Annotated in this window: 20 protein-coding genes and 2 pseudogenes; 6 read left to right on the forward strand and 16 right to left on the reverse strand. The window is 55.5% G+C overall.

Annotated elements, in window-relative coordinates; translation table 11 throughout:
* Positions 1-285: 285 nt before the first annotated feature.
* The 4 genes from rimK to ACFE7X_RS22090 all read right to left on the reverse strand — a co-directional run bounded on the left by rimK (position 286) and on the right by ACFE7X_RS22090 (position 3,436).
* Positions 286-1,233 carry a 30S ribosomal protein S6--L-glutamate ligase gene (gene rimK / locus ACFE7X_RS22075; RefSeq protein WP_375437855.1) on the reverse strand — a complete coding sequence of 316 codons (948 nt, stop codon included), beginning with the start codon at positions 1,231-1,233 and terminating at the stop codon, positions 286-288.
* A 79-nt stretch (positions 1,234-1,312) separates the two neighbouring features.
* Positions 1,313-1,789 (reverse strand): ATP-dependent zinc protease, encoded by a 477-nt coding sequence (locus tag ACFE7X_RS22080; RefSeq protein ID WP_375437856.1) that lies wholly within the window; start codon positions 1,787-1,789, stop codon positions 1,313-1,315.
* Positions 1,790-1,903: 114 nt separating this feature from the next.
* Complete coding sequence (locus ACFE7X_RS22085; protein ID WP_375437857.1) at positions 1,904-3,034, reverse strand: PQQ-dependent sugar dehydrogenase; 1,131 nt, start codon at positions 3,032-3,034, stop codon at positions 1,904-1,906.
* Between the two features lie 123 nt (positions 3,035-3,157).
* Positions 3,158-3,436: a 2TM domain-containing protein gene (locus tag ACFE7X_RS22090; protein WP_375437858.1), complete on the reverse strand. Its 279-nt coding sequence runs from the start codon at positions 3,434-3,436 to the stop codon at positions 3,158-3,160.
* Positions 3,437-3,614: 178 nt separating this feature from the next.
* Between ACFE7X_RS22090 and ACFE7X_RS22095 the strand changes: the two genes are divergently transcribed.
* Both ACFE7X_RS22095 and ACFE7X_RS22100 read left to right on the forward strand, forming a co-directional pair.
* The gene (locus tag ACFE7X_RS22095; protein WP_375437859.1) at positions 3,615-4,184 is read left to right on the forward strand and encodes an O-acetyl-ADP-ribose deacetylase; all 570 of its coding nucleotides are present in this window, start codon (positions 3,615-3,617) and stop codon (positions 4,182-4,184) included.
* A 105-nt stretch (positions 4,185-4,289) separates the two neighbouring features.
* On the forward strand, positions 4,290-4,748 hold the full coding sequence (locus ACFE7X_RS22100) for a DoxX family protein (RefSeq protein WP_375437860.1): 459 nt from the start codon (positions 4,290-4,292) through the stop codon (positions 4,746-4,748).
* 11 nt (positions 4,749-4,759) lie between these two features.
* On the opposite strand, the gene ACFE7X_RS22105 is transcribed toward ACFE7X_RS22100, so the two are convergent.
* The 6 genes from ACFE7X_RS22105 to ACFE7X_RS22130 all read right to left on the reverse strand — a co-directional run bounded on the left by ACFE7X_RS22105 (position 4,760) and on the right by ACFE7X_RS22130 (position 8,957).
* A complete protein-coding gene (locus ACFE7X_RS22105; protein ID WP_375437861.1) occupies positions 4,760-5,551 on the reverse strand; it encodes an alpha/beta fold hydrolase in 792 nt (263 codons plus the stop codon).
* 104 nt (positions 5,552-5,655) lie between these two features.
* Positions 5,656-6,204, reverse strand: coding sequence for a DUF502 domain-containing protein (locus tag ACFE7X_RS22110; protein WP_375437862.1), 549 nt, complete (start codon positions 6,202-6,204; stop codon positions 5,656-5,658).
* A gap of 108 nt (positions 6,205-6,312) precedes the next feature.
* Positions 6,313-7,197 (reverse strand): 4-hydroxy-3-methylbut-2-enyl diphosphate reductase, encoded by an 885-nt coding sequence (locus ACFE7X_RS22115; RefSeq protein WP_375437863.1) that lies wholly within the window; start codon positions 7,195-7,197, stop codon positions 6,313-6,315.
* A 102-nt stretch (positions 7,198-7,299) separates the two neighbouring features.
* Entirely contained in the window at positions 7,300-8,028 is a 729-nt protein-coding gene (gene cmk / locus ACFE7X_RS22120; protein WP_375437864.1) for a (d)CMP kinase, read from the reverse strand.
* 2 nt (positions 8,029-8,030) lie between these two features.
* The gene (locus ACFE7X_RS22125) at positions 8,031-8,441 is read right to left on the reverse strand and encodes a hypothetical protein (RefSeq protein WP_375437865.1); all 411 of its coding nucleotides are present in this window, start codon (positions 8,439-8,441) and stop codon (positions 8,031-8,033) included.
* Positions 8,442-8,564: 123 nt separating this feature from the next.
* Complete coding sequence (locus ACFE7X_RS22130; RefSeq protein ID WP_375437866.1) at positions 8,565-8,957, reverse strand: hypothetical protein; 393 nt, start codon at positions 8,955-8,957, stop codon at positions 8,565-8,567.
* 645 nt (positions 8,958-9,602) lie between these two features.
* Here ACFE7X_RS22130 and ade point away from each other — a divergent pair.
* A complete protein-coding gene (gene ade / locus ACFE7X_RS22135) occupies positions 9,603-11,258 on the forward strand; it encodes an adenine deaminase (protein WP_375437867.1) in 1,656 nt (551 codons plus the stop codon).
* A gap of 108 nt (positions 11,259-11,366) precedes the next feature.
* On the opposite strand, the gene ACFE7X_RS22140 is transcribed toward ade, so the two are convergent.
* Both ACFE7X_RS22140 and ACFE7X_RS22145 read right to left on the reverse strand, forming a co-directional pair.
* Complete coding sequence (locus tag ACFE7X_RS22140) at positions 11,367-11,777, reverse strand: response regulator (protein ID WP_375437868.1); 411 nt, start codon at positions 11,775-11,777, stop codon at positions 11,367-11,369.
* A gap of 62 nt (positions 11,778-11,839) precedes the next feature.
* A pseudogene (locus tag ACFE7X_RS22145) lies at positions 11,840-12,814 on the reverse strand (PLP-dependent cysteine synthase family protein); the annotation flags it as partial.
* A 252-nt stretch (positions 12,815-13,066) separates the two neighbouring features.
* On the opposite strand from ACFE7X_RS22145, the gene sucD reads away from it, so the two are divergent.
* Positions 13,067-13,948, forward strand: coding sequence for a succinate--CoA ligase subunit alpha (gene sucD / locus ACFE7X_RS22150; RefSeq protein WP_375437869.1), 882 nt, complete (start codon positions 13,067-13,069; stop codon positions 13,946-13,948).
* A gap of 76 nt (positions 13,949-14,024) precedes the next feature.
* Here the strand turns inward: sucD and ACFE7X_RS22155 are convergent, their stop codons facing one another.
* Positions 14,025-14,747 (reverse strand): hypothetical protein, encoded by a 723-nt coding sequence (locus ACFE7X_RS22155; RefSeq protein WP_375437870.1) that lies wholly within the window; start codon positions 14,745-14,747, stop codon positions 14,025-14,027.
* Between the two features lie 368 nt (positions 14,748-15,115).
* Between ACFE7X_RS22155 and ACFE7X_RS22160 the strand changes: the two genes are divergently transcribed.
* A complete protein-coding gene (locus tag ACFE7X_RS22160; protein WP_375437871.1) occupies positions 15,116-17,185 on the forward strand; it encodes a S9 family peptidase in 2,070 nt (689 codons plus the stop codon).
* Between the two features lie 143 nt (positions 17,186-17,328).
* On the opposite strand, the gene ACFE7X_RS22165 is transcribed toward ACFE7X_RS22160, so the two are convergent.
* Positions 17,329-18,057 (reverse strand): outer membrane beta-barrel protein, encoded by a 729-nt coding sequence (locus tag ACFE7X_RS22165; protein ID WP_375437872.1) that lies wholly within the window; start codon positions 18,055-18,057, stop codon positions 17,329-17,331.
* 178 nt (positions 18,058-18,235) lie between these two features.
* Here ACFE7X_RS22165 and ACFE7X_RS22170 point away from each other — a divergent pair, with 178 nt between their 5' ends.
* Positions 18,236-19,636, forward strand: coding sequence for a mercuric reductase (locus tag ACFE7X_RS22170; RefSeq protein ID WP_375437873.1), 1,401 nt, complete (start codon positions 18,236-18,238; stop codon positions 19,634-19,636).
* 200 nt (positions 19,637-19,836) lie between these two features.
* Here ACFE7X_RS22170 and ACFE7X_RS22175 read toward each other — a convergent pair whose 3' ends face one another.
* Positions 19,837-20,598 carry a hypothetical protein gene (locus ACFE7X_RS22175; RefSeq protein ID WP_375437874.1) on the reverse strand — a complete coding sequence of 254 codons (762 nt, stop codon included), beginning with the start codon at positions 20,596-20,598 and terminating at the stop codon, positions 19,837-19,839.
* Between the two features lie 266 nt (positions 20,599-20,864).
* Positions 20,865-21,271: pseudogene (locus tag ACFE7X_RS22180) on the reverse strand (ribonuclease Y); the annotation flags it as partial.

Genomic DNA, 21,271 nt, shown 5'->3' on the forward strand with positions numbered 1-21,271 from the left:
GAAACGAGCAACTGGAATAAAGAGGCGGTAGAAATAAAGTGACGCAGAACTTGCGTTCTACGCTTTATTGAACATCCCTGTACTACAACGCCAGGCAACATAGCGCCGCGGCTGAGAGCCTATCGGGAACGTCGGTCGATAGTGCTTGCTAGAACGTCCTGGGGTACTTGCTGAAGCGTCTTGCGTGCTTCGTTGAGCAAGCGCTGGAGTTCACTACACGAGGCGAGGTGCTTCGGCAGGCAGCGCCACACGTTTCCCTATACACTTTCTCACACGTTTGTAGAGCTACCGCGGCAAGTCCGGCTGGTTGTCGGGCAGGGCCGCTAGTGCTGTTCTGGGTTTGGCTTTCGACTTTTTTTTCTGGGCTATTTCCGCGGTATACTCGATGATTTTGCCGGCAATATCGAGGCCAGTGGCTTTCTCGATGCCTTCGAGACCGGGCGAAGAGTTTACTTCCAGCACCAGCGGGCCCCGTTTGCTTTGGAGCATATCCACGCCGGCAATGCCGAGGCCGAGCGACTTAGCCGCCAGCAGAGCCGCCGCTTTTTCAACTCGGGTTAGCTTCACCAGCACGCCCGTACCGCCACGGTGCAAGTTCGAGCGAAATTCGCCTTCCTTGCCTTGGCGTTTCATAGCCCCCACTACCTCGCCGTTCACCACAAAAGCGCGTAAGTCGGCGCCTTTGCTTTCAGCAATAAATTCCTGCACAATAATGCGGGCCTTCAGGTTGTGGAAGGCTTCGATGACGGATTGAGCGGCCTTGGCGCTTTCGGCCAGCACCACCCCCAGCCCTTGGGTGCCTTCAAGTAGCTTGATAATGACCGGCGCACCACCCACCTGTTCGATCATCTCAGCCACCTCGTCGGAGTAGTTGGTGAAGGCCGTTTTGGGCATGCCGACGCCGGCGCGGGCCAGAATCTGCATGGAACGGAGCTTGTCGCGGCTGCGCACAATTGCCTGACTCTCAACAGCGGTCCGCACTTTCATCATCTCGAATTGGCGCACTACAGCACAGCCGTAGAACGTAACGGAGGCCCCAATACGCGGGATAATAGCATCAACGCCCGTGAGGCGGTGGCCTTGATAGATAATATCAGGCTTGCCCTTTTCGAGCACGAGGTTGCAGTGTAAATGATCCACCACTAGGGCTTCGTGCCCGCGCTGTTGGGCGGCTTGCACGAGGCGAGTGGTGGAATATAACTTGGGTTCACGCGACAGAATCGCCAGTTTCATTGGAAAAAAGATAGAGTAGATTGAAGCGAAGACCCAAGCATGGCCTACGAAGCCGCAAGTAACAAATAAGCGCGGCCGTTTAAGTGCGCGAAGTTTTGGCCGCTAGTTGAGCACTATATGACATATTACGCCGCGCTACATCAACCACGAAATGCCCCTGCCGGAGCAGGCGCCGCCCGAGTAGCACGGGATATCTCATATCAGATCGATCAGATAAAGAAAACTCGGTGTCGAAATCTTCACCAAATATTCGCAGAACCGCCCGAATGACATAGCGTTCCTGCATCTCGCCATTGGAACTCTTGATATCCCGAAGCGAAAACTCAGTGAATTCCATCAGCGTGCCGTCGAAGTTGGGATGCGAAGGGTCCAAAAGCAGCACGCGCAGGCACGGCCGCCCACTGGGTCCGGTTACCACTTTAATATCAGAGCAATGAATGGCGCTGGTATAGGCTCCGGTATCTACCTTGGCCTCTACCCCCCAAAGCTGGAACCCAGGAAAATCCACTAGTTCCAACCGCCCCAGAACCCGCTTCGGAACCCGCTGTTTCTTCATGACCGTAATGTAACGGGAAGTTCCACTTCGCGGGTATCGGCACCAACAGAAAATTACTTGGACAGTACGTTCTACCGGCGTGTTTCGTGAGGTGAAACGCTGGTTGCAGGCTCTTTACCCCTTGTAGCTAATCCGATACACGGCATCGTTCTGGTCGTCGGAAACTAGCATGGAGCCGTCGGGGAGTACGAGCAGGCAGACGGGGCGGCCCCAGGCTTTTTGGCCCTGCAACCAGCCTTCGGCGAAGGTTTCGTAGCTCTTGGCTTGTTTGCCGGTTGCATCAACGCGCACCAGCGAAATGCGGTAGCCTAGCTTGCTGCTCCGGTTCCAGGAGCCATGCTCAGGAATGAAAATCTGGTTGCGGTAGGTGGCCGGGAATTTTTTGCCGGTGTAAAATTTCATACCGAGCGCTGCTACATGCGGACCGAGTTTGCGCGCGGGCTTGGTATACGTCGCGGCGGAGCGGCCTTTGCCGAACTCGGGGTCGGGTATATCACCCGCAAAAAAGTACGGAAAGCCGAAGTGCAAACCGGCATTAGGGGCGCGGTTCAACTCATCGGAAGGCAAGTTGTCGCCGAGCTGGTCGCGGCCGTTGTCGGTGAACCACAGCACTTTATCGACGGGACTCCAATCGAAGCCCACGGTGTTGCGCACACCCTGAGCAAAGACTTCCTGGCCGGTGCCATCGGCGTTCATCCGGGTGATGGTGCCGATAACGGGCTCGGAGGGAATGCAGGTGTTGCAGGGTGCGCCCACGGGCACGTAGAGCTTGCCATCGGGCCCGAAAGCAATGTAACGGTAGCCGTGCCACTCGTTGTTGGGCAACTGGTCGAAAACCAGTACGGGCTTGGGCGGCTGCTTGAGCTTCTGCGCGATGTTGTCGTAGCGGGTGATGCGGTTGACTTCGGCCACGTACAGGGCGCCATTGCGGACCGCTACCCCGTTCGGACCGTTCAGGCCGTTGGCAATGGTGATTACCTCGTCGGCTTTGCCATCCTTGTTGCGGTCAGGCAAACCATACACTTTACCAGCGTCGCGGCTGCCTACGTACACCGTGCCGTCGGGCCCTACGGCCAGTTCCCGAGCACTTTTGACGCCTTGCGCAAAATACGTAATGGTAAAGCCAGCAAGCAGTTTAATCTTGCTCAGGTTGGCATCTGCAGCCGCCGTGGGCCGGTCGGGGGCAGAGGAAACCAAGGCCAGCGGCGCTAGCAATACAAGGGGAAGCAGTCGGTGTAGTTTCATACAGCCACTAAACCGTGGACTCGGCTGGAAAGTTGCCGCTTGCCGATCCGTCACCCACAAGCGGGAACGAGGGCACGACACGCGCCCCATACTGCCAGTTTCTGGTTCAGGGTTCCGCTATTCTTAGGGCTCCCGCTGGCGGATCAACTTCTCGTATTCGCGCTCTGATTGTTGCTCTTCTCCGAAGCCTGCATAGGCTTTGATTCCTTGCAGTACCACCCCAAAACCCCAGAAGATGGCCACCCACAGCGGCCACGGCATCGGGCTAGCCTCGCGCCCCGTCAGAGCCCAAATAACCCAGAGCAATGTATTTACCAGAAAATACGTGAATACGTGCGACTTGAATTTGGCGCGGTCTTTTGCCATACGCCAGAGTTGCGGGTCACGATTGGAAGGTTCCATGGTAGAGGGAGTGTTTGGTTGATTGATAACTAAACGTATAGCTTCTGCTGCGCTTCAACCAAAAGATGTTACCCAAGTTGCATTGCGGGCTACCCAAGTCTAGAAAACGACTGCTCAACCGCAGCCCACGCCTCGTCGTGCGCGTACTTCAACCCATCTACCCAGAACCACAACTACTATGCCTACTGCCTCCACCCCTACTACCTGGCGCACGGAAGCTAAATCCTTTGGCCGCCTCCTGCTTTACCGCGGCGACATCACCCGCATTGACACCGACGCCGTTGTGAATGCAGCCAACTCTAGTTTGCTGGGCGGAGGCGGTGTTGATGGGGCCATACACCGCGCTGGCGGGCCCGAAATTCTGGAAGCTTGCCGCCGCTTGCGGGCCGGCTACTACGGCAAAGGCCTGCGTACCGGCGAAGCCGTTATTACCACGGGGGGCCGGCTGCCGGCCCGGCACGTTGTTCACACCGTTGGGCCGGTTTGGAACGGCGGGCACAAGCAGGAGCCCGAGCTATTAGCCAACTGCTACCGCAATAGCCTGCGCTTAGCCACCGAAAATCAGTTGCGTAGCATTGCCTTTCCTGGCATCAGTACAGGCGTTTATGGTTATCCGAAAGCAGAAGCCACTGCTATTGCCGTGCGCGAAGTGCGGGCGTTTCTGGAACAGCACGATCTGCCGCAAGAGGTGGTTTTCGTGACGTTCGACGAAGCGAGTTTTCAGCTCTATGAGCGTGAGTTAGAATAGTAATTGACAGTGACTTTCTAGTGAAAAAAACAATAAATTACGCAATGACTAAAGCAACGCACAGCTAGTCTCCGACCTACTCCCACCCCTTACCCGAACAATGTCATGGCACTTTCAAACTCCCCCCACCTAGCCGGACACAGAGCCAAGAACAGCGCCAGCAATCCGGTTTGGATGGACGCGCTGCGCATTCTATTAGGCCTGTTTTTGTTTATAAAAGGCGTCTCGTTTCTAAGCAAGAACAGTGACGTATACTACCTGCTGAGCCAGCAGCAAAGCTTAGGCGAACTTAGCAAGGCCTCGCTCTTCTTTAGTGTCGTGCACATGCTTGGCGGCTTGATGATTGCCTTTGGCGCCTTAACTCGACTCGCGCTTTTGTGCCAGATGCCTATTGTGTTTGGTGCCGCATTAGTGGTTAATCCGCAACGCGGCTTCCGGACAGAAAACACGGAGCTTTGGTTGTCTATTCTTGTGCTGGGCTTGCTCTTGTTCTTTATGATTAAAGGCCCCGGCCGGTATTCCATAGACAACAAGGTGTTTCGGAATCAGCCGGACCTGTCGTAGCCAGCTTAGCGCTACAACTTCACCTCCGGATGCCGCCGCAGATAGGCCGCCACGTTGTAGATAAGCCCCGCGTGACCAGCTTCCAGCACAATGGTTTCGGCGCCGTGCAGCAAGGCAATAAACCGTTGCAGCCCGGCGTGCGGAATTACTTGGTCGTGGCGGCCCAGGAAAAAGGTGACGGCTATAGGTCGCTGGTTGAGCAGTTCCGCCAAGGCCCGCAAACTGAACGTGAGAAGCCGGAAGCCGACCCAGCTACGGTACACGCGCAGCCGCTTCTCGCGGCTCTCCAGCTGCCATTCGGCGAAGCGCACAAGGTTGGCGGGCACCAGGCGGCGTTGTTCGAGCGTGCCCAGAAACTGTAGCAGCCGTTGGGGCCGCAACACCGCCCGGCCCAGCACCCCACGCATCCAGGGCGGATACGTAGCCAGCGAATACCAGAACTGCCGTTGCAATCCATCGGGCGCAATCAGCCACACTTGCTGCACCCGGTCCGGGAAGTTCTCAACGGCTGTGAGGGCAAACTTAGCGCCCATGCTAAACGCCAGCAAACTGAAGCTTTCGATATTATTAGCTGTCAGAAAGTCGTTTAGTAACTCGCCCAGGCGGTTTTTGGTAAGTGGCGCATCTGCTTTGGCCAGCCGGCTGCGGCCATGGTAAAACAAGTCGAAGGCATACACTGTCACTTCTGCACTCAATTCGCCAATAAGCGTGCGCCAGTGCCCTTCGCCCTGCCCGTAGCCGTGAAATGCCAGAATCACCCGCGGCCCGGTGCCGTAGGCGCGGTAGTGCAACTTAGTGGGCATTGCTAAATAGGCAGTTTGTATTCATAGCCTATTCAACTTGTCTATCCGAAGAACAGTTACGCCGAGCTTGCCGAAACGCCTCCACTGCCTGCCCCCTCAGACGCTCAAATCAAGCGTGAAACACCACCCGACACGATGAACTTCATGACTTCACTGCTCGGCAAATCCAGATAGGTGATGTTGGCAATAGGCATCAGTACTAGCTCGCCGGAGAAGTTGTAGGAATGCGGAAAGTACACGGCTAGCAACTCTTCGCGGTTGATGGCGAGCATGGCGTCCTGCGTTACAAAGCCCATTTTATACACCTCGTCCTGCGCGTTCATGCGGGCCAGCACGGGACAGTTGAACTTTTGATTGTCGCCCACAAAGGCATCGAAGAGGTCTTTGAGGCTGGAATAGATAATACTGACTAGTGGCGTGCGGTGCAACAACCGCTCGGCAATAACCAGGAACGGCCGCACCATAAACGACTTTGCCACGAAGCCTATCAGCGTTACAACCACTACCGCCCCTAGCAGCCCCAGCCCTGGCACGCCGTAATTCGGAAACAGATTATCGAGCCAGTGAAACACAGAGTAGAGGATGTACCCGGTAAGGCCGATGGGCGCTACAATAAGGAAGCCGTTGAGAAAGTAGTTGAAATATTTGCGCATGACGCGAAGGTAGCATTGTGTTTAACAGATAAGGGGCGGCAGGGCAGCGTTGAACTGGTTGTTTCAACGCTGGCTCTGCCGCCCCTCTCGTACTCGACTGTAGGGTAGCTAGGCTACTGTCTCCGGTACTTGCTCGATACGCTCTTTCACGCGCTGCATCAGCCACATCGGCGTGCTGGTCGCCCCACAGATGCCAACGGACTCGGCCCCTTGAAACCACTCTTCGTCGATTTCCTGCTCGTTCTCCACAAAGTAGCTGCGCGTGTTGGTTTTGTTGACCACTGAAAACAAGGCCTTACCGTTCGAGCTTTTGCGGCCACTCACGAACACCACCACGTCGTGCTCGGCGGCAAACCGAGTGAGGGCAGGTTCCCGGTTGCTTACTTGGCGGCAAATGCTGTCGTTGGCATCAAACGCCTCTAAAGAGCCGCCCGCAGCTTTTATGCGCTCCTCAATAACCGCCTTCATGTGATAGAACCCGGCGGTGCTCTTAGTGGTCTGGCTGAAAAGCGTAACGGGACGGGCGAAATCCACTTGGTCGAGGTCGGCTTCGGTCATGACGATGAGGGCGCGGTTGCCGGTTTGGCCATTCAGCCCCGCTACCTCTGCATGACCCGGCTGGCCGTAAATAACAATTTGGCCGTCCTGGCGCCGGCTGGTATCGAAGGCGTGCTTTACGCGGTTCTGGAGCTTGAGTACCACCGGGCAAGAAGCATCGATAAGCTCGATGTTGTTGCGCAAAGCCAGTTGATAGGTTTCGGGGGGTTCGCCGTGGGCTCTAATGAGCACTTTGCAATCGTGCAGCTGCTCGAGCTGGGCCCGGTCGATGATGCGTAGGCCTTGTTCGTGCAGGCGCTCCACTTCCATGCGGTTGTGCACAATATCGCCCAAGCAATACAGCGTTTTGTCGTGGGCCAGTTCGTCTTCGGCCATCTGAATGGCGAACTCAACCCCAAAACAATAGCCGGAATTCTTATCGATGGTAACGTTCATGGATTCTAGGTGCGTGGTACGTGGTGCGGTGCGCCGTATTAGATTGACCGTCCTCACAATTCTAATGCCTAAGCACTACGCGCTAAGCATCAGGCGTTAATCTTATACAACTATTTCGCTGCCATTCCGTTCACTGTCGGCACTGGAAGCCAAGGCAAATAACATAGCCGACACGCGTTCCAACACAAAATCCACCTGTTCGTCTATCATCATGTGCGTGGTGTCCAGCATCACGGCATCGGCAGCGCGGCGCAGCGGGCTTTCGGTGCGGGTGGAATCGAGGTGGTCGCGCTTGCGCAGGTTCTCCACTATCTCCTCTACTGGTACTTGCTCGCCTTTCTCGGCCAACTCTTCTCGCCGCCGCTCGGCACGGGTTTGCACGTCGGCCGTCATAAATATTTTCACTTCGGCATCCGGGAACACCGTAGTACCAATGTCGCGGCCATCCATCACCACCCCGCGCTTGCGGCCCATGCGCTGCTGCTGCGCCACCATGGCGTGGCGCACGGCCGGAATGCTCGATACTTCGCTCACTAAATTGGAAATCCGCATCTGCCGGATTTCATCTTCCCGAATGTGCCCATCGAGGCACAGCTCGTTGCGTCCCGTTTTGCGGTTGCGCTTGAAGGAGATATGCATTTCATGCAAAGCCTGCTCGATGCGAGGCAAATCGTCAAAGCGGATATTGTTTTCGAGCAGATACAGCGTCACGGCGCGGTACATGGCGCCGGTGTCGATGTAGGCGTATCCTAGCTCGGCGGCTACGGCTTTGGCCGTGGTGCTTTTGCCGCACGAAGAGTAGCCGTCGATGGCAATGACGATTTTTCTCATAGTTACATCGGTCGGCGGAAAACCGGCACCGGTACCGGAATCCAGGTTCTGCGAGGTGGCGGCGAATTCAGCAGCTTAGTTGGCAACGAGGCAAAAAATTCTGCTACCGATTCGGCCATTCCCCGCTTAAACTGTTGTTCGACGAAGAAATTGGGATGTAGAAAGAGGTTTTGCCCGATCTGCACGCCTGCTGTGCCACGGGTATCAGACCGCCACCAGCCCCCAAAGCTACGGATGATACACTCGCCTAAAAAACAACCCAGCGCATTTACTACGGCTTCGCGGTTATCGGCCGGTACATTAGGCCGTTCGTTTTCAATGAAATCAGCTAGTGCTTGCACCGCTTCTTCATCGAACTGCGGGAGGTTAAGATTTTTTCGTACGGCTTCGGCCGCTTCTTGCAAATGACGCATAGGTACAGCAGGTAATATTTCATCTAAAATGCCTGCAAACCCCCTGTCCACAGACCCCCAGACTATTCTAATCTACTACCTGCGGAGATTACCCCCTATTTTTTTCAGTGAATTTTGCAAAATTCACTGTCTACGCCCCGGATTTGCCAGCTGAATGGGTACCCTTCCAAAGAAGATATCCACTGACTCGGGCAACCCCTTGTTGAATTGCTCGGCTATGCGGAAGAAGGGGTTGAAAAAGTGAAATTGGTTGATGCCTACGCCGGTTGTGTTATCGGGACCTTGCGCCCAAGTACCACCATAAGTTTCCACGAGGCACTGCCCCAGAAAGCAACCCAAAGCCGTTGTAACGCCCTGTCGATCGGCGGCGGATAGCGTGTTGCGTTGCGTCTCGATGAAGTCTGCTAACTGCCGCACCGCAATGGCATCGTAGGCCTTGGCCTGTAATTGCTGGCGTACCGCGTCGGCGGCAGCCCGCAAAGCGGCAACAGGAGATTCAGGAGTGGAAGCAGACATCAGCAAAAATTAACGGACCGGTAGGGTTGTGGATTCCAGGAAATGGGGCGCCTACTAGGCCAAGTGGTTGCGCAACCTGGAGTAGTACTGGCTATGCTAATAGAAGAACCCAGGCAAAACTGGCGGTAGCAAAAGATTTGCAGCCCGTTTCATCTAGCATACGGAATCAATTCACTATTGCGAATGAGCCGCAATCAGCAACGAAGCTGCGCAGGGCGGAAGGCATCAGGTTGACAGGCTTCTGTTTTTGCCCTGATCTACGATCTACCTGCAATACATTCTTCTCTCGGTCCATCCCGATGCGAATGCTACCCGCGTGGCGAGTCTCGTTTGCTAAAGTGTACTACCCTGCCTTGTACCTTTCTGCAACTGCTGGCTCCATAAAGCCGGTAATCACCTAAATTAATGACTATCGCAAGGGCAAGGAATTTTGCCTATAGCGGCTTTACGCTTATAAGAAGCGGTTTTTTTCTGCTGCGGCGTGCGGCTAGCGCAGCCCGTGGTAGCAAGGCCTGAACCCAGGAAGAGGGCAGTCATCAATAATGTGGCAATCTTTCTCACTGACGCAGATTTATACAAATATACGGTTCTTTACCCGTCTGCCGCTTGTTTGCGGCAAGTCCCCTACAGCTTCTTCCCTAACTTATGCCCGCCGAATTTAGTTTACACGCTAACGTCATCGACCTGTTTGCCAATACGATAGCCCCTGCCGTTCTGCACGTAGCCGATGGCCGCATTCGGGCCATCGAGCCAACGGGCGCTACCGCTCCCGACCCTAGCTTACCGTATGCGCTGCCAGGCTTCGTGGATGCGCACGTACACATTGAAAGCTCGTTGCTCATACCCGCTGAGTTTGCCCGGCTGGCGGTGGTGCATGGTACGGTGGCCACGGTTTCGGACCCGCACGAAATTGGGAATGTACTGGGGGTAGCGGGCGTGGAATTCATGCTGGAAAGCGGACGGCAGGTACCATTTAAGTTTTGCTTCGGTGCCCCGTCGTGCGTGCCGGCTACGCCTTTCGAAACGGCGGGCGCCGAAATAACGGCCCAGGACATCGAACAATTGTTTCAGAACCCAGAAATCGGGTATTTGGCGGAAATGATGAACTGGCCCGGCGTACTGAACCGCGACGCGGGTGTAATGCAGAAGATCCAACTGGCGCAGCAATACGGCCGCCCCGTGGATGGCCACGCGCCCGGCTTGCAAGGTGCCGACGCCCAACGCTACGCCGAAGCCGGCATCAGCACCGACCACGAATGCTTCACGGCCGCAGAAGCCCTCGACAAGCTGGCTGTGGGCATGAAAATTCTGATTCGGGAAGGTTCAGCGGCCCGTAACTTCGATGCCCTGATTGACCTGTTGCCCGAGCACTACGAGCATATGATGTTCTGCTCCGATGATAAACACCCCGATACGCTGGTGCTCGGCCACATCAACCAACTGGTGCAGCGCGCCGTGGCGCGCGGCCAAGACGTGCTTAAGGTGCTGCATGTGGCCTGCCGCAACCCCGTGGAGCATTACCGCCTGCCCGTCGGCTTGCTCCGGGCCGGCGACCCTGCCGACTTTATTGTCGTAGAAAACCTGACGGATTTCCAGGTGCGGCAAACTTACCTGAATGGCGAGTTGGTAGCGGAAAACGGCGCCACCCTGATTCCGTCCGTACCCGGCCGCCTCGTCAACAACTTCCACGCCCGGCCCGTTAGCGCCGCAGAATTCCAGCTGGCCGCACCCACCAACGACGCTCCAACTGTTCGGGTCATCGAGTGCTTCGACGGCCAGCTTATCACCGCCCGCCACGACCTACCGGCCCGCGTGGAAAATCAGCTTGTAGTACCCGATGTAGCCCAGGACATTCTCAAGCTCACCGTCGTGAACCGCTACCAACCCGCCCCCCCGGCCGTAGCTTTCATCCAGGGCTTCGGCCTGCAACACGGCGCTTTGGCTAGCAGCGTCGGCCACGATTCGCATAATATTACGGCGGTTGGTTGCGACGATGAGAGCTTGGCCCGCGCCGTGAACCTGGTGATGGAAGCCCGTGGCGGCTTGGCGGCCGTTGGAGTTGATGGCGAGGAGCTAGTGTTGCCCCTGCCCGTGGCCGGGTTGATGTCGGAGCAGGATGGCTACCGCGTGGCTGAACTCTACGCCGCCATTGATGCCCTATCCAGGCAGCTTGGCTCTTCGCTTGGCGCGCCGTTTATGACACTCTCTTTCATGGCGCTGCTGGTTATTCCAAGCTTGAAGTTGAGCGACAAAGGCCTTTTCGACGGCGAGGCATTCCGGTTTGTGGAGGCTGTAGTGTAAAGTGCAGAGCCAGTTTGGTGTTACTAATCAACAAAAGAGCCGTTCCTCGCCTAGGAACGGCTCTTTTAAGTTTAAGCTAACTGCCACACAGATAGCCCTGCACTAAGTTTAAAACCGCTTTTTCAGCAGTTTCTCCATTTTCTCCTCGGTCAGAGGCTTAGCTAAGTACTCCACGTCGGGGTATTGGGCGACGCGGGCGGTGTCGGCGGCGTGCATGGAAGTGGTTAGGACTGCCATAACTGTTTTCGCCTTCGATTGGTCGGGCAGGGCGTCGTAGAGTTTCAGGAACTCGAAGCCATCCATGCCTGGCATTTTCAGGTCAACGAATACCAGTGCCGGTATAGCACCGAGTTCAACGTCGTTGCTCCCTTCCCCCCACAGAAACTGAAAAGCCTGCTCCGCCTTACGGAAAGTATGGACCTGCTCAGCTACATCAAGGCGGCTGAGCAAGCGGTTGTTCAGGAAACTAGTGGTTTCGTTGTCATCAACCAGCACAATGTTGCGCAACTTCTTGGACATAAGGCAGGGTTCGTTATCAGTGTTAGAGTGAACGTGAGGGCGACAATTTGCAGCTAACCTTACAGCCAGCCTTGTTCACGCATCCAGTCGTCGTTGTAAATCTTGCCTAAGTAGCGGGTGCCGTGGTCCGGCAGAATGACTACCATGGTGTCGTCTTCCTGGAGGTGTTCCCGGGCGTATTCTAATGCCCCATATACCGCCGAGCCGCACGACCAGCCCACAAATAAACCTTCTTCCTTGGCCAGCCGGCGCGTCATGACTGCCCCGGCTTGGTCCGTTACTTTGATGAACAGATCAATAAGGTCGAAGTTAACATTCTTAGGCAGAATATCTTCGCCGATGCCTTCTGTCTTGTAAGGATATATTTCGTTTTTATCGAAAATACCGGTCTCCTTGTACTTCTTGAACACCGAACCGTAAGTGTCGATACCCACGGTTACGAGGTCGGCGTTTTGCTCTTTCAAGTATTGAGAAGTGCCACAGATAGTGCCGCCAGTACCCACGCCACAAGCCAAGTGCGTGATTTTGCCTTCGGTCTGCTTCCAGAGCTCAGGGCCGGTATTTTCGTAATGCGCCGCCGTGTTCGAGAGGTTATCATACTGATTGGGGTAGAAGGAGTTGGGAGTTTCGGCAGTTATCCGGCGCGCGACCGAGTAGTAGGAACGTGGATCATCCGGCTCTACATCTACAGGACAAATGACCACTTCAGCCCCCACGGCCCGCAGGATATCCTGCTTCTCTTTGCTTTGCTTGTCGCTCATCACGAAGATGCACTTGTAGCCCTTGTGAATGGCAGCCAGCGCCAAACCCATGCCCGTGTTACCGGAAGTGCCTTCGATGATGGTCCCGCCGGGCTTCAGCAAACCCGCTTTTTCGGCGTCTTCAATCATGCGCACGGCCATCCGGTCTTTCACCGAGTTGCCGGGGTTGAAGTATTCTACTTTGGCCAGAACGGTACCTTTAATGCCGTCCGCAACCTTGTTGAGCCGCACCAGCGGCGTATTGCCGATGGCCTCGACTATATTATTCAGGTACATGTGAGGGGAATTATTTATAAGAGAGGGGACCACAAAGGTACGAATTTCGAATGGGAGGCACCGGCTATCCTTCCAAGAAGGAAGATTCTAACTCAAATTGACGCACTAATTTTCAACTCTGATTCCTCCTTTGTGGGAATGACAGCAGGCGCCTTGCCACCGGGCCAAAAAAGGCTACTTTTGCGCACCGGCTGCTTCAACAGCAACTTTTTTGCACCCCCAACCGCAACCTTACTATAACCCCCTCTCTACATGAGTGTTCTGGTCAACAAGGATTCCAAAGTGATTGTGCAGGGCTTTACTGGCTCCGAAGGCTCGTTCCATGCCCAGCAGATGATTGAGTACGGCACTAACGTGGTGGGCGGTGTTACGCCCGGCAAAGGGGGCACTCAGCACCTCGACCGTCCGGTGTTCAACACCGTAGCGGAAGCCGTAGAGCAAGCCGGCGCCGATACCAGCATTATTTTCGTGCCCCCTGCTTTCGCCGCTGATGCCATCATGGAAGCCGCCGACGCAGGCATCAAAGTCATCATCACCATCACCGAAGGTATTCCGACCAAGGACATGATTGCGGTGAAGGAGTACCTGAAAGGCCGCGAGGGGCTGCGCATGATTGGGCCCAACTGCCCCGGCGTAATGACAGCCGGCGAGTGCAAAGTGGGCATTATGCCCGGCTTTATCTTCACGAAAGGCAAAATTGGTATCGTTTCGAAATCCGGTACACTGACCTACGAAGCCGTCGACCAGCTCACCAAGGCCGGCCTGGGCCAGACCACCGCCATCGGTATTGGCGGCGACCCCATCATCGGCACCACCACCAAGGAAGCCGTGGAGCTGCTCATGAACGACCCCGAAACGGAAGGCATCGTAATGATTGGTGAAATTGGCGGCGGCATGGAAGCCGAAGCTGCCCGCTGGATCAAAGAAACCGGCAACAAGAAGCCTGTAGTCGGCTTTATTGCCGGCCAGACTGCCCCTCCCGGCCGCCGCATGGGCCACGCCGGTGCCATCGTGGGCGGTGCCGACGACACGGCTGCGGCTAAAATGGCCATCATGCGCGAGTGCGGCATCCACGTAGTGGATTCACCCGCCGAAATCGGCGACACCATGCTGCGCGTATTGGGCGGCAAGTAATTTTTACTTGCTTTACCTTATTGCAAAAGCCCCGGCGCAAGTCGGGGCTTTTTGTTGTGCCGTGTGGAACAGCTACTTATTTCAGCGGCCATTGAGGTTGCCACACGACACCGATGCTAAGTATTACTGCTGGGATTCCTGCGGCAAACCATTGGTCGCTGAGTGTTTCATTTTGTTTTGACTGGCTAGGTGGTTCAAGGTTGCTACTCGATAACCCTACTGCCGACTGCAGGTACCAGTTTTCGTTTTGGCCTAGCCGGCGGCGATTGTTTAGTACTAATTGATGACTATAGCTACCAAAATTGGGCACTAGGCGCCCACTCCTTATTAGTTTGCTGAAGGACACGTGCTCTACCCGATAAGTGAGACTGTACGTGTTGAAGGGCAATTCATAGGCAGTACCTAGTTGTCCGAACACCTTGCTGTATCGACCTCGTTTGTGCTCACCGCCCAACAAACCATCCTGACGGTCGGTAGTGGCGTAGTCACCGCCGGCCGTGGCGTTCAGCAGCCAGTTCTCCCCAATATTCCAATATCCTCCCATTCCCAACTCTCCCTGACGGTTCCGCACATAATAATCCTTATCTGGGTTAAAGCCAATTTGTCCTGCACCAGTCAGCACAACGTGAGGCAAAGGCGAGTACGCTCCTGAAGTTTCCACCGAAATGGAGGGGTGCACACTAGCGGCTACTTCAAACTGCCCCTGACGTTTTATTAGCGGCATAGTGGACTGCATAGGTACGTATACCGTGCAGCCGGTTATGGAGATAAAGCTTAAAGCGAGTAAGGTATTTTTCATAAAAGAGCTAATGAGTATTTGAAGTAGCTCCTATTTATCATAGACAGAAAACCACTCTAAGGGATTATTAGACTTTATCAGCACACCTACCTTGTCAGCGAACAGCTATAAAGCCGGCTTGAAAACTGGGTTTACTCTTCTCATTAAGGCTATAATCTGACATTTGTTGCTAGCTATATATTGGATTGGATTACCTCCATTCCTCCTACTTGCCCACGTTTACCATAATGCCGAGTTAGAACGCCGAGTTGAAGTTTGCCAAGTGTTTGCGGATGCGCAGACCGGAATTGCTGTGACTAGTGAAGTAGATATTTAGCTCTATCTTACCTTATAGGCATTTTCATTCCACTAACCTTCTGCTTTCTGCTATGAAAACACGTTTTCCCTGGCTTCTCGCTTTTCTGTGGTTGAGCTTATTGCCGACTGGTGGCTTGCACGCGCAAAACCATCCGTTCCAGCTAGCAGATCTGGCGAAGATCACCGGCCTCTCCGACCCGCAGTTCTCCCCTGATGGTAAAAGCATTGTGGTGGTGGTGTCTACGCCTGATTACGCCGAGGACCGTTTCCAAACCAGTCTGGTGCTGGTGACGGTGGCCGATGGGAAGCAGCGCGTGCTGGTGTCGCCGCGGCCGGGCCTTTCACAGCCGCGTTGGTCACCTAACGGGCAGGAGCTAAGTTTTCTGGCTCGGGTTGGCACCGGCAAGGACGCGGCGTCGCAGCTTTTCGGCCACTCACTGGCGGGCGGTGAGCCCCGGCAGCTCACCCAAACGCGCAAAGGCGTGCAGCATTATGCCTGGCGGCCCGACGGTGGGGCCCTGGCCTTCGTCACGGCCGACGAGCCCACCAACCAGGCTGGCCCGCCCGACAAAGGCTATGATGCCTTCGAAGTAGGCGACAACGATTTGTTTCTGAGCGCCGCGCCCACCTCCTCGCATATCTGGCTGGTGCCTGCCGCGGGTGGGGAAGCCAGGCGCCTGACTTCGGGCGCGTGGAGCTTGCCGGTTACTATTCCGCCGGGGGCCCCGTCGTCGCCGCTGTCTTGGAGCCCCAACGGCCAGACGCTGGCTTTCGTGCGGGTACCGGGTCCACACTCGGGCCGCAACAGCCAGCGTACCATTCAGTTGCTTACGGTAGCCGATGGCACCATCCGGCCCCTCACTGGCCGCCCCATGCTGGAAAGCTACCCTGCTTTTTCGCCCGACGGCACCCAACTCACGTACTGGTATCCGCGCCAGGGCAACACCATTAACATCAACGAGGCGTGGGTAACGCCAGTGGCGGGCGGTGAGGGCCGAAGCATAACGCCTACTTTGGACCGGGACGTGTTTCGTACTATCTGGATGCCCGACGGCAAATCGGTGCTCGTGGGGGGCCTCGACGGCAACCGTACTTCACTGTGGTTGCAGCCGCTAAAAGGCGGCGCAGCCCGTAAACTTGCCCTGGGCTCTGTCAGCCCGGTGTGGTCGTTTTGGGTGGATGCTGCCGTCAGTTCCAAGGGCGGTATCGCCTTTATCGGCACCGACCCAGCTCGGCCGGCGGAGCTGTACTACCTGGCATCGGCCACGGCGAAACCCAAACGACTTACCGACTTCAACCGCGAAGTAAGCAGCTTGCAGCTAGGAGAAACCAAAACGCTGACTTGGCAATCCGACGGCATGCAAAACGACGGCCAGCTAACGTATCCGGCTAATTACGCGCCAGGTAAATCTTACCCGTTGGTGTTGGTAATTCACGGCGGCCCCACGGCGGCTTCTACCGCTACCTTTTCCTCGCTGAGCCAGTTGTTTGCGGGCCGCGGTTACTTTGTTTTCGAGCCCAACTATCGGGGCAGCGACAACCTAGGCAACGCCTACAAGGCTGCTATCTATAAAGATGCCGGCGCCGGACCGGGCCGCGACGTAATGGCGGGCCTCGCCCAACTAAAGCGCAGCAAGCTGGTGGATACCACCCGCATTGGCGTAAGCGGCTGGTCGTACGGTGGTTTCATGACGGTCTGGCTACTGGGCCATTATCCCACTACCTGGAAGGCGGCCGTGGCTGGCGCGGCCGTAACCGATTGGTTTGACCAATACAATCTCGGCGATACCAACGTGCAACGGGCGGCGCAAGTTGGCGAGTCGCCTTGGCTGAAGCCGGAAAACACGCAGTCGTACCGCGACCAATCCCCCATTAGCGCGGCCAGCCAGATTCGGACTCCAACCCTTATTCTGGCTAATACTGGCGACCCGCGCGTGCCAATCACGCAGTCGTACAAGCTGTTTCATGCTCTGAAAGACAACGGGGTGACCACCAAATTCATCGCCTGGCCCGTGCCGGCGCACAATGCCAGCGACCCAGTTCGGATACGGGAGCGAAACCGATTCTGGCTGGATTGGATAGACACCTACCTCCAACCCCAAAACCCGGCTGCTCAACCTTCCTCTACTGGCATGAATTAAGAATCAATCCGGCGCGCCAAACCAGCAGGCCGTGCCGGGCGTGGAAATTGCGGGTCCAGGTTTTAACCAGCAGCCTCAGCACCCGAGCATAAAGTAGCTCGGAGCGCTGAGGCTGCTGGTTGAAGTGGCAGTAGGTCGGATTTTCACTTCCGCCCTTCCTGCCCGCCTACATTCACCACGATACCCAGCTGAAATACCGAATTGGAAGCCTTCAGAAACTTGCGGGTGCGCAGGCCGAAATTGCTGCCGCTGATAAACTGCAATTGCAGCGGCCCCGCCACCTGGATACGGGTATAGGTAATGGGTTCAAGGAAAACGTTGTCTTCGGGGGCTTGGGCAACCCCATCAAGACGGAAATCATTGAGCTGCATGTAGCTGGCACGAAGCGCTGTGCCGTAGTTGAAGTCCCAGTCGCGGCCCAAAGCATGGAAGCTCTTTTCGTCTTTCGAGGTGTAGTTCACCTGCACGAAATACTTCTTGAGCTTTCCTTCCGCACTCTGGTCGGTGATGTTGGTTTCGTTGTTGAACCTGGTACGTTTGGTGTTGCCGACACCCAGGCCCCCGTACACTTCCAGCACGCGCCGGTCTTTGCTCAGGCGCGTGAAGTAGCCCACACCAGCCTCCACAAAATCGTGGTCTACGGACTCTCGTTCGGCTTTTTTACCGAAAAAGCTTTCTTTCTTATCGGAGTGCAGAAAGGAAGCTGACCCCATGACGCCAATATGCTCACCAACGGCGTAGGCGCCTTGCAAAGCGGTATTCTGGCTGAAATTGCTGTGAATACCGGCGCTCCATTCGCCTTTCTGGGTGAGGAGCGGTACTTGCGGCGGCGGCGGAAAATAAAGGGATGAACAACTTGCGAGTAGAGGCAAGCTTAACAAGAGTAGCGCACGAAACAAACCAATCATAAGTGGCGGGCAGGAACGGGATAGGTGAAGGCAAAACGTGTGGAACCATACTTCGTTGTGTGGCCGCAGGCTCTACAGTTGCGTACAGTTTAAAAGGTGGCCGCTACCGAGGCAGTCCCTCATTGTTCAAACTTCGCGTTTTATGCCCAATACTCCTTACGATGCCCTCATTATTGGCTCCGGCCAAGCGGGTAATCCCCTTGCCACCGCCCTCGCCGATGCCGGCCAACGGGTAGCCCTTATCGAGGAAAACCTGCTTGGCGGCTCCTGCATCAACTACGGTTGTTCTCCGGTGAAAGCGATGCTGGCATCAGCCGAACGCGCCCACCAACTCCGCACCGCCCCCGACTTCGGGGTTGAGGGCGAGGAGCCCAAAGTCAACATAGCGGCCATAGTGGCCCGCAAAGACGAAATAATTGGGGCCATGCGCGAAGGGGTTCGCAGCAACCTCACCAAGGAGCACAAAGGCATTACCGTACTCGAAGGCCATGCCGCCTTTACTGGGCTGCGCGCTGTTCTTTTTACGCCTCCCACTGGCCCGCTACAGGAACTCAGCGCCAAACGCATCTTCATTAATACCGGCACACGTGCCGCTATTCCCGACATCGAAGGACTCGAAGGGTTGCCTTACCTTACCACCACCCAACTGCTCGACCTGAAAGAACTGCCCAAGCACTTGGTTATTATAGGCGGCGGCTATATCGGATTGGAGTTCAGCCAGATGTATCGGCGCTTCGGCAGCCAGGTTACCATCATCGAATCGGGTGCTCAGTTGTTGGAGCGCGAAGACGATGATGTGTGCGAAGCCCTTAGCAAGATCTTAACGGATGAAGGTGTGGAAATTGTCCTTGGCGCCAACGTACGGCACGTCTCGCGCAATGGAGATGGCATCTTCACGCTCACAGCCAGCACACCCCAGGGCGACCGGCGCCTGCGCGGCACCCATCTGCTTGTTGCTACCGGCCGCACCCCCAACACCGATACCCTTGGCCTCGATCAAGCAGGCATCAAGCTCGACGAGAAAGGCTTTATCGAAGTCAACGAGCGCCTCGAAACCAATGTACGCGGCGTCTACGCTCTCGGCGACGTGCACGGCGGCCCCCAGTTCACCCACATCAGCTACGACGACTTCCGCGTTGTCCGCGACAACCTGCTCAAGCCCGGCAAGCGCCGCTCGGCCAAGCAGCGGCCCCTACCCTACTGCGTGTATACGGAGCCGCAACTAGGCCGCATCGGCCTCAACGAAAGTCAGGCGCAGCAGCAAGACATCAGCTACCGCGTAGCCACCATGCCCGTGCTTACCATCGGCCGCGCCCGCGAAACCAGCCGCACTGGCGGCTTCTGGAAGGTGCTGGTTGATCCGCAAGACCGGATATTAGGCGCCACCATATTATGCGCCGAAGGTGGCGAGTTGATGACGATGTTTCAACTCATTATGATGGGCAAGTTAAAATACCAGCAGCTTCAAGACATGGTGATTGCGCATCCTAGCTGGGCAGAAGGACTAAACAACGTGTTTGCGAAGCTGGAAAAGTTAAAATAACTGAGATTTGGGCTGGTAACAACCTTAATTTATACTCACAGCCAGCAAGATCACAGAGTTGCTTACTAAAGCCGGGTTCGAATTATCGACGTCATTCGAGCGACAGTCTACAAAGACGCAAGATAGGCCAGCAAACAGGCTGGTATCTGGGCCAAGGACGCCGCTGCAATACGTTTGCGTTAGCGCTATAGTATTAAGCTTCACTTATTCAGCGGCGCGAGTAAATGGGGCAGCAGGATTACACTCAGCGCTACGAAGCCATGGCCATCTTTGATAAGGTCATGTATATAAGGTTCGTTGGGTTGATCTTGACCACGTGGTCTGCCTGAGGCACCTAATGCAGCTTGTATTCGCAGCCAAGGCACTGCTCCACCCTCGCGGCCGAAACGCCAGAACAGCATGGGCTCAATGCGGGTCATGTTGCGCAGACCAAGGGGTTGGCTGTCGTAGGTGAGGGAGGAAAATGTAACGCGCGAAAGTCGGCAGGCAAGTCCTATTGTTTCCCAACGGTCACGGTAGGAAATAGCAGCTTCGCCGTACAGCTTGTGGTAGCGAGCATCGAAAGCAGCATTCTGGCCTGAGCCAAAGAAAGGGCCGACAGTAAAGTAGCCCCGGCTGCTGCGAGCTTGTCCATAGCCACCAAGTCCACTCAGCAACCACTGCTCGCCGAGCGGATAGTAACCTCCCACGCCTACTTCATATTGCCGGATGTGAAAGTAAGAAGTGTCTCGATCGTCGGTTTTAATGCCTCCAGCAGCTCGTACCAGCAAATGCTTCACGGGTGAATAGGTGGCTCCAGCCTCCCAACGCCCATTCAAAAACGAAGTACCCTGCACTTCCACTTCACCTTTATCGCGGATGTGCAGAGCCGCAGGCAGCATAGGAGCATAGACAGAGCAGCTACTAAGGGTAAGCAGTGGTAGCAACAGGAGAGAGCAATAGCGCAGTAAAATTTGCAGCATATAAACGGAATAATAGATTAAACGAGTAAGCCAAGCTAAAGAGAACCAGATAGCCGCTTAGCTACCGAGATGTACACATTGGGTGGAGAAAAATTTAAAATACAGCCAAAGAAATTCTACCGAACCATAGAAAACATCGAACGCAATAGAGACACAACAGTAAGAGAACCAAGCAAGCAACTTAGTTGCATAGCTAAAAACAAAAGCTGCTGTGGCCAAAACCACAGCAGCTTTCATTACACTACTTCACGTACTTAACTACCTCCTTACTTGGCGTAAGCCACGGCGCGCATTTCCCGGATTACGGTAATCTTAATCTGGCCAGGATACTGCATTTCCTTCTCGATTTTCTGCGAGATTTCGTAGCTCAGCTCTTGCGCCCGCTCGTCCGATACGTTGTCGGCGTTGACCATTACGCGCAGTTCGCGGCCGGCCTGAATAGCGTAGCACTGCAATACACCATCGAAGCTAACAGCGGTTTCTTCGAGCTGCTTGAGGCGCTTGATGTAGCTTTCCATCATCTCGCGACGGGCACCCGGGCGCGAACCAGAAATGGCGTCGCAAGCTTGCACGAGCGGCGAAATCATGGCCGTCATTTCCATTTCGTCGTGGTGGGCACCGATGGCGTTTACCACGTCGGGGTGCTCTTTATATTTCTTGGCTAGCTCCATGC

The organism is uncultured Hymenobacter sp. (assembly GCF_964242765.1).
Classification (GTDB): Bacteria; Bacteroidota; Bacteroidia; order Cytophagales; family Hymenobacteraceae; genus Hymenobacter.